We start from the raw sequence: 14,784 nt of genomic DNA, 5'->3' as shown, positions 1-14,784 counted from the left end.
CCGCAGCCGGGCTACCGACCTGGGTGGACTGAACGAAGTGCGTTTAGGGCGTCGGCAACGGTATGAAACGAGCCGAACACCAGCACCCGATCGCCCGGTGAGGCCTGCGCCAGCACCGCGCGCAGTGCGCCCGCCACATCGCCATGGCAGGCCGCCTGCGCTGCGGCACTGCCCTGCAGACGGGCCTGCAAGGCCTGCGCCGACTGCCCCCGTGCACCGTCCAGCCCCGCCAGGGCCCAATGGTCGACCTGCGCGGCCACCGCCTCCACCACGCCCAGCACATCCTTGTCCGCCAATGCGGCGTAGATCGCATGGGTGCTGCCGGTGTGCGCCTGCGCGCCCAGCGCATCGGCCAGCGCGCGCGCGGCCTGCGGGTTATGGCCGACATCCAGCAGCACCTGCACGCCATCGATGTCGCTGCGCTGCAGCCGCCCGGCCACCCGTGCATTGGCAATGCCCTGCGCCCAGGCGGCATCGGGCAGTTCCACCGGCAAGGCCTGCAACGCGGCGATCGCCGCGGCGGCGTTGGCCAGTTGCACCGGCGCCTGCAAGGCCGGCATTGGCAGCTCCAGGGTCACCGCGACATCGCGCCAGCGCCACTGCGGCGCGTCCGGGTGCTGCGCCTCGATCGGCTCGAAGAAATAATCGCTGCCGGCGCGGATCGCATTGGCGCCCAACTGGTAGGCCCGCCGCAACACGCTCGACGGCGGGTCGATTTCGCCCAGCACCACCGGCTTCCAGGCGCGGATGATGCCGGCCTTCTCGGTTCCGATCGCCTCGCGGTCTTCGCCCAGCCAATCGGTGTGGTCGATATCCACGGTGGTGATCACCGCCACATCCGAATCAATGAGGTTGACCGCGTCCAGGCGCCCGCCCAGGCCGATTTCCAGCACCGCCAGATCCAGTCCGGAGCGCTGCAGCAGCCACAGCGCCGCCAGCGTGCCGTATTCGAAATACGTCAGTGCGGTCTGGCCACGCGCCGCTTCGACGGCCGCAAAGGCGTTCACCAGTTGCGCGTCGCCGGCCTCGTTGCCGTCGATGCGCATGCGCTCGTTGTAGCGCAGCAAATGCGGCGAGGTGTAGCTGCCCACCTTCCAGCCGGCGGCCTGCGCGATCGCCTCGATAAAGGCCACGGCGGAGCCTTTGCCATTGGTGCCGCCTACGACAATGACGTGCCTGGCTGGCGCTTCAATCTGCAACCGCGCAGCGACCTCGCGCACGCGCTCAAGGCCCATGGCGATGTTCTGCGGATGCTGCTGCTCGATGTAGGCGAGCCAGTCGGAGAGGGAGTCGGTTGCGTTCACGGTCAGGGCTGCGCGGGAAGAACCGCATTATCGCCGTTTGCCGGCGTGCCAGGCACATCACCAGGTATGCCGGAAGATCGCGTGCTGTTGCATTGGCCGACAGGGTGCGCACAACTTGGTGACCAACTGAGGCAGCGCTGTCGCCCGCAGTCAAGGGACATCGGAAATGGACGCAATGCGCATGCCCAACACGGAGCGTTGACCGCGCAACAGCACCGAGACGCGCTGCTCGGGATGACGCCGATACTGCGCTTCGTCGATGCACAGATGGCCCGGAAAACGATGCGCGAGCGGCCCGCCACTCAATCGGTATTTACACGCCCGCGCGCTAGGCATGGCCGCGGTCTGCATGACATGCGTCTCTTCGAAATCGACGCCGGCGATGCGGGTGTAGATCCAGGGCCCACCTCTGGCCAGCACCAGCCAGCACAGCAATCCCAAGAGCGGCGGCGCCAGGCAGAGCGCCAGCACGGTGTTGAACAGCTGCTTGCCAACGACCGCCTTCCACCCGCCGATGCGATAGGCCGGCGCGACGATCGATACCGTCAGCCCGCTTCCCAGCAGCACCATCGGCGCTATCCAGGCCCGACCGGACAGGAAAGGCGCGGGAATGAAGTCGGAGAACGCTCCCAGCGCCAACAGGCCGGACACGCTGCCAAAAACAGCGTAGCGAAGCGCCCTGGGCCACCTAGCAATTGTGCCGATATCACAGGCCACAGTCTCATCCAGCGTCCGTGCCGGGCGTTGTCTTACAGCGCCCGATGCTTGGCTTCACCAAAAAACGGCGTGTGGTGCGCGCAGTCGTTGAGCCGCACCACTTCCAGGTGATCCACGTCCTCGCCTTCGAGCAGGTTGAGCGTGGTCGGTGCCTGGCGGAAGGTCCACAGCCGGGACAGCGGCAGGCCCAGGATCTTGCACAGGATCACGCGGTTGACCGCATCGTGCGCGACCACCAGCAAGGTATCGGCCGCGCCCAGGCCTTCGGCCGCGCGCGCCAGGCCGCGCCAGCTGCGGTCCAGCACCTGCCGCAGGGACTCGCCGCCGGGCATCAGCACGGTATCGGGCTCGTCGCGCCAGGCGCGCAGACGTGCCGGATCCTTGTCGTTGATCTCACTGGCCAGCAGGCCTTCCCATTCGCCGTGGGCGATTTCCTGCAGGTCCGCATCGGTCTGCAACAGGCTTTCGCGTGCGCTGCCGAGCGCCAGCTTCGCGGTAGCCTGCGCACGCGACAGCGTCGATGCCACCGCGCGGGTGATCTCCAACGATTGCAGACGCGCGCCGAGGGCGGCGGCCTGGCCTTCGCCGACCGGCGACAGCGGGATATCGATCTGGCCCTGGTAACGGCCTTCGGCGTTCCACGGCGTCTCGCCGTGACGGGCAAGCAGGATGCGCATGCGCGAGAGATTCCTTGGGGAAGGGGCCGGCTCGCCGCAGCGAAACGGGAGCGCATGATAACCCCTCCCGCTGCGGTGCCGGCCGCCCGCGTCAGCGCATGCCGAGTTCCTGCAACAGCTGCGGTGCCGGAGCGACTTCCGGCATGACCCAACGCAAATACCGGCTATCCACGGCGATCGTGCGGGTCATCGCCGGATCGAAGATCCCGTTGCGGCTCACCGACGCCCGGTTGCCGTCGAGGCCAGGCCGACCCGCCTGCCCTGCGCGTCCATCACCGGCGCGCCCTGGTACCGGCTCAGGCCCGCCCGAATGCCGGATCGCTGCGGCTGGGCCTGCCGGTTTCCAGATGCCCGGCCAGGCGGCGGCGGAATGCCGCGCCCGGTTGTTCCAGCACCACGTCGTACCAGTGATCACTGGCAGCAAGTGCCAGACGCACGGTCTGGCGCTGACCTGCAGCCAGGTGCAGCGAGCGCGCGGTCGGGTCTGCATAGTCGAGCGCGCGCAGCTGCAGCGTGCACGGCTGCTGCCCGGCATTGCCGATGTCCAGCACCAGCACCTCGCCGTCCTGCCGCGCCTCCAACCATGGTGCAGCCGATTGCGTTCCGGCCGCAGCGAGGTCGCCGGCGAATTCGCGCAGGAAGCCATTGGGTCCATGCACGCTCAGCGCATAGCCGCCGTTGTGCGCAGCGCCGACCGGCACATCGTCGAGCCGGGTGCCGGGCAACACGGTGTAGTACCACGGGCCGCCACTCGCAGCGCTGGTGTAGACGTTGAACGCGGCTGCTGCAGCGCCGCTGTTGACGAACTGCAGCTGCACGCCGCCGTCGCCCTGCTCGCGCGCATGCACCTGCAAGGCATACGGCAGCGCGCGCGCCGGACGTTGTCCCGGCTCCTGTCGCGGCATGCTGGCCTGGGCCGGCGGCACCGGTAGCGGCTTGTTGCGCACCGCGGCGGTGCGCGCGCGGTAGTCGTCGACCGACGGCAGTGCGCTCAGTGCCGAGTCGTCCGGCTTGCGGAAATCGAACACGCTGGTCAGATCGCCGCTGACCGCGCGACGCCACGGGCTGATGTTGGGCTCGGCCACACCGAAGCGGCGTTCCAGCAAGCGCAGCACCGAAGTGTGATCGAACACCTGCGAATTGACCCAGCCACCGCGCGTCCAGGGCGAGATCACCAGCATCGGCACGCGGATGCCCAGCCCCATCGGCACACCCTCGTAGACCTCCCCGCGCGTATCGACATTGCTGCGCCCCATGCGCGCATCCAGTGCCGGCAGCACTGCGGGAACGTGATCGAAGAAGCCGTCGTTCTCGTCGTAGTTGATGATCAGCGCGGTCTTCGCCCACACCTGCGGATTGGCGGTGAGCGCATCGATCAGGCGCGCCACCAGCGATTCGCCATAGGCCGGCGGCGCTTCCGGATGCTCGCAGTACGCGGTGGGCGGCACGATCCAGGACACCTGCGGCAAGCGATCGGCCTGCACGTCGGCGGCGATTGCGGAGATCAGATGATCGGCCTGCGTGGTGGCGGCATTGTCTGCAGTGGACCCGGGCACGCAGGCACGTGCACGTCGATAGCGTTCGTCGCTCGGGTGCAGATCGCGGTAGTGCGAAAAATACGCCAGCGAGTTGCAGCCGAAGTTGTCGTACTCCTGGTACACGCGCCAGTCCACGCCTGCGGCCTGCAGGCGCTGCGCATAGGTGGTCCAGTCCATCGCCGCGTAGCCGGGTTTGTCGCGCGCCATGTCGGCAGTCCAGTTGCCGTCGTCGGCATTGGTCACCGCCTGCGCACCGAAATTTCCCACGCTCGGGCCGCTGGTGCCGGTGAACAGGTACATGCGATTGGGATTGGTCGGCCCGTGCAACGAACAGAAATAGCCATCGCAAATGGTGAACGCATCGGCCAGTGCGTGGTAGTACGGGATGTCGTGACGCTGGAAATATCCCATCGTCAATTCGCCCTTGTACGGCACCCAGGCGTCGTACTCGGCCCAGCGCGCCGGGTCCTGCCCGTGGCCGGCTTTCCACGAATGATCCAGGCTCTTAATCAACGGCGCGCAGGTGCTTTGCGAATCGAAGGCGAACGGCAGCAGGCGACGACCATCGGCGGCCGGCTGACTCCATACCGGGTGACCGTCGCGCAGCTGCAACGGACGCGGATCGCCGAAGCCACGCACGCCGCGCAGCGCACCGAAGTAATGATCGAAGGAGCGGTTTTCCTGCATCAGGATCACCACGTGTTCGATGTCGCGCAGCGTGCCGGTGCGCGAGTTGGCCGGCAGCGCGAGTGCGCGGCCGATCGAGGACGGCAAGGCGCCGGCGGCAGTCAGCGCGGCGACGCGCTTGAGGAAATCGCGGCGCGAGGGGGAGGACGTCATGGCTACTGGACCTGCAAGAAATACATGTACATCGCCGCGCAGTGCGGCCGGGTACGACACGTATAGCGGGCAAGCACGACAGTTTTGCGACAGCCGCCGTCATCAATGTTTCATACGTCGTTGACACCCTGCGTCGCGAAACGCCGGTCCTGCACCGTGCGTTGCCCTCAGCCGTGCTCGAACAGGATTCCCCCATGACTTCCGCTCGCCGTTTTCATGTCACTCCGCTGGCGCTTGCCCTGGCCGCGCTGCTCCCCGCCATCGCCTCTGCTGCTACGCCGGCGGCCGATCCGGTTGCCGGTGCAGATGCGCCGGTAGCCGATGCCCCTGCCAGCGTGGCCGATGCCGCCACCAACGCTACCCAGCTGGACGCGATCAACGTGGTGTCGCAAGGCAGCACCCGCCAGGTCCAGCGCATCAGCCGGCAGGACATCGAGCAGCTGACACCGGGCAGCAGCGCCTTCAAGGCAGTGGAAAAGCTGCCGGGCGTGCAGTTCCAGTCGGCCGATCCGTTCGGCACCTACGAGTGGTCCACGCAGGTCACCCTGCACGGCTTCGATCAGAGCCGGCTGGGTTACACGCTCGATGGCATTCCGCTCGGCAACATGAGCTACGGCGTCACCAACGGCCTGCACATCACCCGCGCCATCATTTCGGAAAACCTCGGCTCGGTGGAAATCGCGCAAGGCGCCGGTGCGCTGGGCACCGCGTCCAACACCAACCTCGGCGGCACCATGCAGTTCTACTCGGCCGACCCGCAAAGCACGCCCGGCCTGCGCCTGGTGCAGACGGTCGGCAGCGATGCCACGCGCCGCACCTTCGTGCGCGGCGACACCGGCGATCGCAACGGCTTGTCGGCGTACCTGTCCTATGCCAATGCCAGCACCGACAAGTGGAAAGGCTTCGGCGACCAGCAGTCCGAGCAGGCCAACCTCAAGACCGTCTACCAGTGGGGCGACGGCAACCGTCTGAGCCTGTTCGTGGATACCTCGCGGCGCAAGGAATACGACTACATGGACCTGTCGTTGACCAGCCAACGCGCACTGGGCTGGGACTACGACTACCTGCAGCCGGATTGGGCCACCGCCGTGCAGATGGCGCGTGCGTATCAGAACACCGGCGCCACCAGCGGCGTGGCCAACGGCTATCCGCAATCGCTGGCCGGGCTGCCCGACGATTACAGCTGGCTCGACGCCAGCTACTACGCCGGCGGCGGCCTGCGCCGCGACAACCTGGCCGGTCTGTCGGGCACGTTCGTGTTCGGTGGCGCCACCCTGGATGCCACTGGCTACTACCACGGCAATCGTGGCGAAGGTCAATGGGTGACACCGTATGTACGCACCTCTGCGCAGGTGCCGCTGTCGATGCGCACCACCGACTACGGCCTGGATCGTTTCGGCGGCACCAGCGCCTTGAAATGGTCGTGGGGCAACCACGATCTGGAAGTGGGCCTGTGGGCGGAAAACGCACGTACCACGCAGCAGCGCAACTACTTCGCGCTCGGCAACGAGGGCTATACCTCGCTGTACAACGTGTACGAAGTGCAGACCCCGTTCCGTCGTGACTTCCTGCAGCGCTACACCACCCAGACCCGCATGTTGTACCTGCAGGACACCGTGCGCCTGCTCGACGATCGGCTGACCCTCAACTACGGCGCAAAGGCGCTCAGCACCACCACGCGCGCGCAATCGCTGGTGCCGACCACCGCACTGGCACAGGGTCGCATTCGCGCCGAAGACAACTTCCTGCCGCAGGTCGGCGTGAACTACAAGCTGGACGAGCGCCAGGACCTGTACGCCTCCTACAGCAAGAACATCGCCGCGTTCGGCTTCACTCCGTTCGGCACCTCGCAGGCGGCGTTCGACCGCAGCCGCTCCACGCTGGAACCGGAAGAGTCGCAGACCGTGCAGGTGGGTTACCGCGTGCAGGATGCGCAGTTCCAGCTGTCGGCCGATGCCTACTTCACCAAGTTCTCCAACCGCTTGTTGACCACCTCGCCGTGTACCGCAGTGCAGACCTGCGCGGCCATCCTGAGCAACGTCGGCGCGGTGCATAGCGCGGGTGCCGACCTGGCCTTGATGTGGCGCCCGGTGGAGGGCCTGAGCTGGTTGAACTCGCTGTCGTGGAACCGCTCGCGCTACCAGGACGATTACCTCAACAACGGCGTGGTCGCCACCTCCGGCAAGGACGTGGTCGGTATCCCCGCGTTGATGTTCTCCTCCAGCGCCAGCTACCAGCTCGGCAACCTGCGTCTGGATCTTGACGGCAAGTACGTCGACAAGCGCTACATCACCTTCCTCAACGATTCGCAGGTGCCTTCGTACTGGCTGTTCAATGCCGGCGCGCGCTACGACTTCGGTCGCGTGGCCGGGGTGGCCGATGTGGCGTTGGCGCTCAACATCACCAACCTCACCGACAAGCGCTATTTCGCCAGCACCGGCACCAACGGCTATGTCGCCTACGATCCGGATGGCTACAACCAGACCATGGTGGTCGGCGCACCGCGGCAGTACTTCATGAGTCTGGATGTGAAGTTCTGAGTCGCCGCCGCCCTTTCCACCTCCAGTGGCGAGAAGGCCCGGCTTGCGCGCCACCGGCGCGCGTGCCTTGGCGCACCCGCTAGCGCAGGCAGGGGCACGGAGCGGATGCTTTTAGAATGGGGGGTAACGCCGATGATTCACCCTGGCGACGCGTGGCGACGCGCCTGCCATCGCAGGCGGTGACATATTGCTGAGGCGCCGCTCATCCGGCGCTTTGCGTCACCTTCGCCTCGTAAAGAGGCCAATGTCCCGACGGGAGAGGGGTTGGGGTGAGGGTACGCTGCGAAGCACCCGGCGCGTCACTTCTGAAGGCGCGTGGCGACGCGTTTGTCATTGCATGTACTGGTAAATCTCTGAGGCACCCGATCATCCGCCCCTGCGGGGCACCTTCTCCCGAGGGGAGAAGCGTGGCACCGGCCCTACCCCGCCATGAACCGGGTCAGCCGACATCACTCACTTCCCGCACCGCCGCATGGCCCCGACCTCGCGCCGCATATAATCGCCGTCTTACTTTCACTCAGCAGGTCCCGCCAGATGGCGCAGACGATGAAGGCGCTGGTCAAGCGCGAAGCAAACAAGGGCATCTGGCTGGAACAGGTCGCCATCCCCAGCCCCGGCCCCAACGAGGTGCTGATCAAGCTGGAAAAGACCGCGATCTGCGGCACCGACCTGCATATCTACCTGTGGGACGAGTGGAGCCAGCGCACCATCAAGCCCGGCCTGACCATCGGCCATGAGTTCGTCGGCCGCGTGGCCGAGCTCGGCTCAGCCGTGACCGGCTACCAGGTCGGCCAGCGCGTGTCGGCCGAAGGCCACATCGTCTGCGGCCACTGCCGCAACTGCCGTGGCGGCCGCCCGCACCTGTGCCCCAACACGGTCGGCATCGGCGTCAACGTCAACGGCGCCTTTGCGGAGTACATGGTGATGCCAGCCAGCAACCTGTGGCCGATCCCCGACCAGATTCCCTCGGAGCTGGCCGCGTTCTTCGACCCTTACGGCAATGCCGCACACTGCGCGCTGGAGTTCGACGTGATCGGCGAGGACGTGCTGATCACCGGCGCCGGCCCGATCGGCATCATTGCCGCCGGCATCTGCAAGCACATTGGTGCGCGCAACGTGGTGGTCACCGACGTCAACGACTTCCGCCTCAAGCTGGCGGCCGACATGGGCGCCACGCGCGTGGTCAACGTGTCCAAGACCTCGCTCAAGGACGTCATGGCCGACCTGCACATGGAAGGCTTCGACGTGGGCCTGGAAATGAGCGGCAACCCGCGCGCCTTCAACGACATGCTCGACTGCATGTACCACGGCGGCAAGATCGCCATGCTCGGCATCATGCCGCGCGGCGCCGGTTGCGACTGGGACAAGATCATCTTCAAGGGCCTCACCGTGCAGGGCATCTACGGCCGCAAGATGTACGAGACCTGGTACAAGATGACGCAATTGGTGCTGTCGGGTTTCCCGCTGCACAAGGTGCTGACTCACCAATTGCCGATCGACGACTTCCAGAAGGGCTTCGACCTAATGGAAGAAGGCAAGGCCGGCAAGGTCGTGTTGAGCTGGAACTAATCGGCCGATACGCTTCAACGCAAAAGGCGCCGCGAGGCGCCTTTTTCATGTCCGTCTTCAGAGCGCAGGCAACGCAGCAGGCAAAGCTTAGTGGGTCGAGGGCGCGGCGGCCTCAATGCACCAAAAAGTTGGTCGGTGGTCAGGTAAAAAACACGCTTGTTGCTAGGCGTTGAGACGCTGAGAGGTCCATAGATTGCTTGTTGGAAGTCCGCCCGTTGCTCAGCGCGCGACGGGAAAATTGTCGGATGCAAGGTGATCCGGACGATGCACGAGATGGCCTGCTTGCAACCACGCACCGACCATCTCGACTGGTCCTTGCCCGCCTACCGTCGCGGGACCTTACGCGGCATGGATGCCGCGTAAGAGCCTACATGGACGTACTTGCGGCGTGTCCCGCGATGGTGGGCGCGCAAGGGCCCTGCAGCCACGCAGCAGATCAGCCGCTCCGTAGGTGATCTATCCACACGATGCATCACGCAAAGACAAAACAAACGGGATTTGAGCCTCGGTGTCGTTCAACTTCAGGCACTGAAGAACCCAGGCATCAGCTCTTGCCGCCGCCGCACCACTACCACTGCACGGCCGAGTCGTTAGAGCCGCCGTCAAGCGATTGCCATCACGGCATCACGGCCAGGTGACCGTGGCAGTCGCCACCAGATGGTTCTGCGAATTCTGCCGACCAAAGCCGAATTCCGCCGCCTCGCTGGTGTCGTAATAGCCCACGCTCAAGCCCAGCGGACCGAAGGCCTTGCCGACATTCACGCCGAAGTCGTTGTAGTCGTGATCCACCTGACTCAGCGACGAGGTATAGACGCTGTGCCCCGCATGCGCCCCGAAGGTGAAGTCGTAGGGCAGCGACCAGTTGGCATCCAGCGCGTAGTAGTAGCCATCGGTCTTGGTGCCGTAGAGATCGTTGGTGTAGGCAACGGTGAGGCTATAGGTTTTCAGGAACGTGGTCTTGGTGATCAACTCGGCGTAATTGGAAGCGCCCGCTCCCAAATACTGGTAGCGATTGACCATCACATCGAAATTGAAATTGGTGCCCAGATCGGTGTTGTAGCCGACAAAGCCATCCACTTCCCAATCCGGATCGCCGGCACCGTAGTCGACATTGGACGTCCAGGTGCCGATGTACAGACCGAACGGCGTCTTGTAGGTGAGTCCAGCCTGGAAGGCGGGCTCTTCATTGGTCTGCGAAATACCGCGGAACAGATAGTCACTGGTCACCGCAAAAGTGCCGCTGAAGGGAGAAGCGGCGGCTTCTTCGTCCTGCGCCTGTGCCAACGGCACCACACCGAGCAACAGCAACGACAGACAACACGCGAGCGAGGACGGCTTCATGGACATCTCCTGGAACGATGGGCGGTCGGATTGCGCAAGGCGGGCCTGCCATGACTTATTAGTCCAACTGTCATTGCAGCGCAACATACAAGTCGCGCTCGCTTGACCCAGCGCACACGCTCGAGCGCAGATGACGCTGGTCAGCGTTCTGTCTCATCGACCGCCCGCACGGAATCTTGATGGGCCGGGAGTGGAGATTGGGGATTAGGAATTCGCAACAGCAATGCGCAGCGCTGCCGACCGCTAATTCCAATTCCCTATTCCCGATTCACCATTCCCGGCTGGCGCCAGCCAGCCCAAATCAGACCGGAAACACACCGTAATGCCGCGCGGCCAGCCGCAGCTGCTGCCCGGGCTGAAAGCTGCCCGCCGATGCTGGCAGCTCCACTTCCACCTCGTTGCCTGCCGGCTCCAGCGTTGCGCGCAAACGCAGACGTGCCCCGCTACGCTGCGACCAGGCCACCGTGGCCGGCCAGCCGGCATCGTCCGGCACCAGATCTTCCGGCCGCACGTAGACCTCTACCGGGCCGGCCGCCAGCGCGGCATTGGCTGCCGGCAAGGCATGCCCGGCAACCTGGATCTGGCCTTGCGCCAGCACGCCGGGGATGCGGTTCACCGCTCCCACGAAGGAGTACACGAACGGCGAGGCCGGCTTGTCGTAGATCATCGCCGGCGTGTCGAGCTGCTCGATGCGGCCACGGTTGAGGATCGCCACCCGGTCGGCCAACTCCAGCGCTTCTTCCTGATCGTGGGTGACGAACACCGTGGTCAGGCCGGTCCGTTCGTGCAGCTCGCGCAGCCAGCGGCGCAGATCGCGGCGCACCTGCGCATCCAGCGCACCGAACGGCTCGTCCAGCAGCAGTACGCGCGGCTCGATCGCCAACGCACGCGCCAAGGCCACACGCTGCCGCTGGCCACCGGACAGCTGGGTGGGATAGCGCTCCTCCAGACCCTGCAACTGCACCAGCGCCAGCAACTCCTCCACGCGTGCGCGGATACGCGCTTCGGCCCAGCGCTCGTTGCCGCGCCGCACCCGCAGGCCGAAGGCAATGTTCTCGAACACGTCCATATGCTTGAACAGCGCGTAGTGCTGGAACACGAAGCCGACCCGGCGCGACTGCACGCTCATGCGGGTGGCGTCTTCGTCGCCGAACAGCACCTGCCCGCCATCGGCATGCTCCAGCCCGGCCATGATCCGCAGCAAGGTGGTCTTGCCCGAACCGGACGGGCCCAGCAAGGCCAGCAACTCTCCCTGACGCACGTCCAGGGTAATGTCGTCCAGCGCGGTGAACGTATCGAACTGCTTGCGCAGGCGGTGGATGCGGATGCCCATGTTCACCTCAATGTCGATGGTTGGCGGCGAGCGAATCGCCGTGCCGCCATTCCAGGTACGTCTTCAGCGCCAGCGTCAGCAGCGCGGTCAGTGCGAGCAACGAGGCACACGCAAACGCGGCGCTGTAGGCGTATTCGTTGTAGAGAATTTCAACATGCAGGGGCAGCGTGTTGGTACGCCCGCGGATATGCCCGGACACCACCGACACCGCGCCAAATTCGCCCATCGCACGCGCCGCGCACAGCAACACGCCGTACAGCAGGCCCCAGCGGATGTTCGGCAGGGTCACCCGCCAGAACATCTGCCAACCGTTGGCGCCCAGGCTCAATGCGGCCAGTTCTTCATCGCTGCCCTGCTGTTCCATCAGCGGCATCAACTCGCGCGCGATGAACGGGAACGTGACGAAGGTCGTTGCCAGCACGATGCCGGGCAACGCAAACACGATGCGCGGCAACTGGATCAGCAACTCGCCAAAAAACGGCAACTGCAGTCGCCAGCCTTCGTCGATCAACGGCCATGCCCAGCCGCTGCGGCCGAAGATCAGCACGAAGATCAGGCCCGCCACCACCGGCGACACCGAGAACGGCAGGTCGATCAGGCTGATCAGCAAGCGCTTGCCGGGGAATTGGTGCTTGCTGACCGCCCACGCCGCCGCCACGCCGAACACCAGGTTCAGCGGCAGCACGATGGCAGTGACAATCAGGGTCAGCTTGATCGCCGACAATGCATCCGGGTCGACGATCGCACGCAGGAAGGTCTCCCAGCCGCCGCGCAGCGCCTCGGCAAACACCAGCACCAGCGGCAGCAGCAGGAACGCGAGCAGGAACAGCAGCGCCCCCGCAATCATCAACCACTGCACCCAACGCGGCTCGTTGGTGGCCGAGTCGGTGATGCGGCGGGCCTGTTCGGTCATCTGGCGGGTGTGCAACATGGCAGGCAGCGGCGAAACAGCATCGTTCATGCAGTCCTCCGTTGATAGCGCAGCAGGCGTGCCTGCAGCGTATTGACCACCAACAGGATCACGAACGACAGCAGCAGCATCGCCGCGGCAATCGCGGTGGCGCCGGCATAGTCGAATTCCTCCAGCCGGATGGTGATCAGCAGCGGCGCGATCTCGGTCGAATTGGGCAGGTTGCCGGCGATGAAGATCACCGAGCCGTACTCACCCACACCACGCGCGAAGGCCAGCGCAAACCCGGTCAGGACCGCCGGCCAGAGTCCGGGCAGCACCACCCGCCACACCGTCTGCCAGCGCGATGCGCCCAGTGTGGCAGCAGCCGCTTCCAGCTCGCGCTCGCTCTCGGCCAGCACCGGCTGCACCACCCGCACCACGAACGGCAACCCGACGAACACCAGCGCCAGCACGATGCCAAGCTGGGTATAGGCCACCTTGATGCCGATCGCCTCTAGCCAGCGCCCAACCCAACCGTTGCCACCGTACAACGCGGTCAGCGCGATGCCGGCCACCGCGGTCGGCAATGCAAATGGCAGATCGATCACCGCATCGAAGAAACGTTTGCCAGGGAAGCTGTAGCGCACGAACACCCACGCCACCCAGGTGCCCATCACCGCATTGAAGGCGCCAGCCGCGAACGCGGTGCCGAAGCTCACCCGCAGCGCCGACAGCACGCGCGGCTCGCTCCACACCCGCCACAGGCCGTCCCAGCCCAACCCGCTGGTTTTGATGAAAATGCCCAGCAGCGGGATCAGCACGATCAATCCCAGCCAGGTCAGCGTGATTCCAAGACTCAAGCCCAGCCCTGGCATCACGCGTCGGCGCGGTGACGGCGCTGGGTGGGGTGCAACCGACATCTGCATCGCCTACTTTTTTGCCTGGATCTGATCGAACACGCCACCGTCGGCGAAGTGTTCCTGCTGCGCCTTGTCCCACGACCCGAACGCTTCCTGGATGGTCACCAGCTTGATGTCCGGGAACCGCGCCAAATCGGCAGGGTCGGCAAATTCCGGATGGCGCGGCCGATAGAAATGCTTGGCCGCCAGCTTCTGCCCTTCCGGCGCATACAGGTAACGCAGATAGGCCTCGGCCACCTCGCGGGTGCCGTGCTTGTCGACGTTCTTGTCGACCAGCGCCACCGACGGCTCGGCCAGGATCGACAGCTTGGGCACCACGATCTCGAACTTGTCCTTGCCCAGCTCTTCGCGCGCCAGCAGCGCCTCGTTTTCCCAGGCCAGCAGCACATCGCCGATGCCGCGCTGCACGAACGTGGTGGTGGCGCCGCGCGCACCGGTATCCAGCACCGGCACGTTGCGGAACAGCGCCTGCATGTAGCGCAAGATGCGCTCGCGGTCGCCCTTGAAGATATGGTCGGCGTAGGCCCAGGCAGCCAGGTAATTCCAGCGCGCGCCACCGGAGGTCTTGGGGTTGGGCGTCACCACCGCCACGCCGGAGCGCAGCAGGTCTGGCCAATCATGGATGTTCTTCGGGTTGCCCTTGCGCACCAGGAACACGATGGTCGAAGTGTACGGCGCGCTGTTGTCGGGCAGGCGCTTTTCCCAGTCACTGTCGATCAGCTTGGCCTTTTCGGCGATCGCATCGACGTCGTAGGCCAGCGCCAGCGTGACCACATCGGCCTCGATGCCGTCGATCACCGCCCGTGCCTGTTTGCCGGAGCCGCCATGCGAGGTCTCCACCGTGACGGTGTCCTGCGGATGCTGCTGCTTCCACTGCGCGGCGAAGGCGCTGTTGTAGTCGCGGTAGAACTCGCGAGTGGGGTCGTAACTGACATTGAGCAGGCCGATGTCGCGCGCGCCAGCCGGGCCGGCCAGGACCAGCAGGCTGCACAACACGGTCGATACAAGACGGAAGCGGGGGTGGGTCACAGCAATCTCCAAACCGTTGGGGCGCAGCTGAACAGCAAGCATGCCATGCTGCGCAGCGGCACGCAGGCGGTGAAATGACATCAA

Annotated in this window: 11 protein-coding genes and 1 pseudogene; 2 read left to right on the top strand and 10 right to left on the bottom strand. The window is 65.3% G+C overall.

The features are described 5' to 3' along the window. Positions 1 to 11: 11 nt before the first annotated feature. The 5 genes and pseudogenes from folC to ABQY64_RS05370 all read right to left on the bottom strand — a co-directional run bounded on the left by folC (position 12) and on the right by ABQY64_RS05370 (position 5,076). On the bottom strand, positions 12 to 1,304 hold the full coding sequence (folC, locus tag ABQY64_RS05390) for a bifunctional tetrahydrofolate synthase/dihydrofolate synthase (protein WP_349779249.1): 1,293 nt from the start codon (positions 1,302 to 1,304) through the stop codon (positions 12 to 14). 150 nt (positions 1,305 to 1,454) lie between these two features. Beyond that, positions 1,455 to 1,955 (bottom strand): hypothetical protein, encoded by a 501-nt coding sequence (locus tag ABQY64_RS05385; RefSeq protein ID WP_230673773.1) that lies wholly within the window; start codon positions 1,953 to 1,955, stop codon positions 1,455 to 1,457. A 98-nt stretch (positions 1,956 to 2,053) separates the two neighbouring features. Beyond that, positions 2,054 to 2,698, bottom strand: coding sequence for a histidine phosphatase family protein (locus ABQY64_RS05380; RefSeq protein ID WP_349779250.1), 645 nt, complete (start codon positions 2,696 to 2,698; stop codon positions 2,054 to 2,056). A gap of 91 nt (positions 2,699 to 2,789) precedes the next feature. Then, positions 2,790 to 2,983: pseudogene (locus tag ABQY64_RS05375) on the bottom strand (S46 family peptidase); the annotation flags it as partial. 11 nt (positions 2,984 to 2,994) lie between these two features. Beyond that, positions 2,995 to 5,076 (bottom strand): phosphocholine-specific phospholipase C, encoded by a 2,082-nt coding sequence (locus ABQY64_RS05370; protein WP_349779251.1) that lies wholly within the window; start codon positions 5,074 to 5,076, stop codon positions 2,995 to 2,997. A 194-nt stretch (positions 5,077 to 5,270) separates the two neighbouring features. Here ABQY64_RS05370 and ABQY64_RS05365 point away from each other — a divergent pair, with 194 nt between their 5' ends. Then, positions 5,271 to 7,616, top strand: coding sequence for a TonB-dependent receptor (locus ABQY64_RS05365; protein WP_047128232.1), 2,346 nt, complete (start codon positions 5,271 to 5,273; stop codon positions 7,614 to 7,616). Between the two features lie 534 nt (positions 7,617 to 8,150). Further along, positions 8,151 to 9,185, top strand: a complete 1,035-nt coding sequence (tdh, locus tag ABQY64_RS05360) for an L-threonine 3-dehydrogenase (protein WP_016902219.1) — start codon at positions 8,151 to 8,153, stop codon at positions 9,183 to 9,185. Between the two features lie 624 nt (positions 9,186 to 9,809). On the opposite strand, the gene ABQY64_RS05355 is transcribed toward tdh, so the two are convergent. From ABQY64_RS05355 to ABQY64_RS05335, 5 genes are all read right to left on the bottom strand, one after another. Further along, the gene (locus tag ABQY64_RS05355) at positions 9,810 to 10,526 is read right to left on the bottom strand and encodes a TorF family putative porin (protein ID WP_039523829.1); all 717 of its coding nucleotides are present in this window, start codon (positions 10,524 to 10,526) and stop codon (positions 9,810 to 9,812) included. Between the two features lie 301 nt (positions 10,527 to 10,827). Then, positions 10,828 to 11,859, bottom strand: a complete 1,032-nt coding sequence (locus tag ABQY64_RS05350; protein ID WP_349779252.1) for a sulfate/molybdate ABC transporter ATP-binding protein — start codon at positions 11,857 to 11,859, stop codon at positions 10,828 to 10,830. A gap of 7 nt (positions 11,860 to 11,866) precedes the next feature. Then, positions 11,867 to 12,820, bottom strand: coding sequence for a sulfate ABC transporter permease subunit CysW (cysW, locus tag ABQY64_RS05345; protein ID WP_024938545.1), 954 nt, complete (start codon positions 12,818 to 12,820; stop codon positions 11,867 to 11,869). Further along, positions 12,817 to 13,677 carry a sulfate ABC transporter permease subunit CysT gene (gene cysT / locus ABQY64_RS05340; RefSeq protein ID WP_039523812.1) on the bottom strand — a complete coding sequence of 287 codons (861 nt, stop codon included), beginning with the start codon at positions 13,675 to 13,677 and terminating at the stop codon, positions 12,817 to 12,819. The genes cysW and cysT overlap by 4 nt, the downstream gene beginning before the upstream one ends. 3 nt (positions 13,678 to 13,680) lie before the next feature. After that, positions 13,681 to 14,781, bottom strand: coding sequence for a sulfate ABC transporter substrate-binding protein (locus ABQY64_RS05335; protein WP_184611202.1), 1,101 nt, complete (start codon positions 14,779 to 14,781; stop codon positions 13,681 to 13,683). Between the last annotated feature and the right edge of the window lie 3 nt (positions 14,782 to 14,784).

The organism is Xanthomonas sp. WHRI 7065 (assembly GCF_040203115.2).
Taxonomy (GTDB): domain Bacteria; phylum Pseudomonadota; class Gammaproteobacteria; order Xanthomonadales; family Xanthomonadaceae; genus Xanthomonas; species Xanthomonas arboricola.
The sequence above is the reverse complement of the archived record's forward strand: the minus strand, read 5'-3'. Positions and strand labels throughout refer to the sequence as shown.

Coding starts and splice junctions, on each gene's coding strand:
- ABQY64_RS05380 (WP_349779250.1), bottom strand. CDS start 2,698: ATGCGCATCCTGCTTGCCCGTCACGGCGAGACGCCGTGGAACGCCGAA.
- ABQY64_RS05370 (WP_349779251.1), bottom strand. CDS start 5,076: ATGACGTCCTCCCCCTCGCGCCGCGATTTCCTCAAGCGCGTCGCCGCG.
- ABQY64_RS05365 (WP_047128232.1), top strand. CDS start 5,271: ATGACTTCCGCTCGCCGTTTTCATGTCACTCCGCTGGCGCTTGCCCTG.
- tdh (WP_016902219.1), top strand. CDS start 8,151: ATGGCGCAGACGATGAAGGCGCTGGTCAAGCGCGAAGCAAACAAGGGC.
- ABQY64_RS05355 (WP_039523829.1), bottom strand. CDS start 10,526: ATGAAGCCGTCCTCGCTCGCGTGTTGTCTGTCGTTGCTGTTGCTCGGT.
- ABQY64_RS05350 (WP_349779252.1), bottom strand. CDS start 11,859: ATGGGCATCCGCATCCACCGCCTGCGCAAGCAGTTCGATACGTTCACC.
- cysW (WP_024938545.1), bottom strand. CDS start 12,820: ATGAACGATGCTGTTTCGCCGCTGCCTGCCATGTTGCACACCCGCCAG.
- cysT (WP_039523812.1), bottom strand. CDS start 13,677: ATGCAGATGTCGGTTGCACCCCACCCAGCGCCGTCACCGCGCCGACGC.
- ABQY64_RS05335 (WP_184611202.1), bottom strand. CDS start 14,781: ATGTCATTTCACCGCCTGCGTGCCGCTGCGCAGCATGGCATGCTTGCT.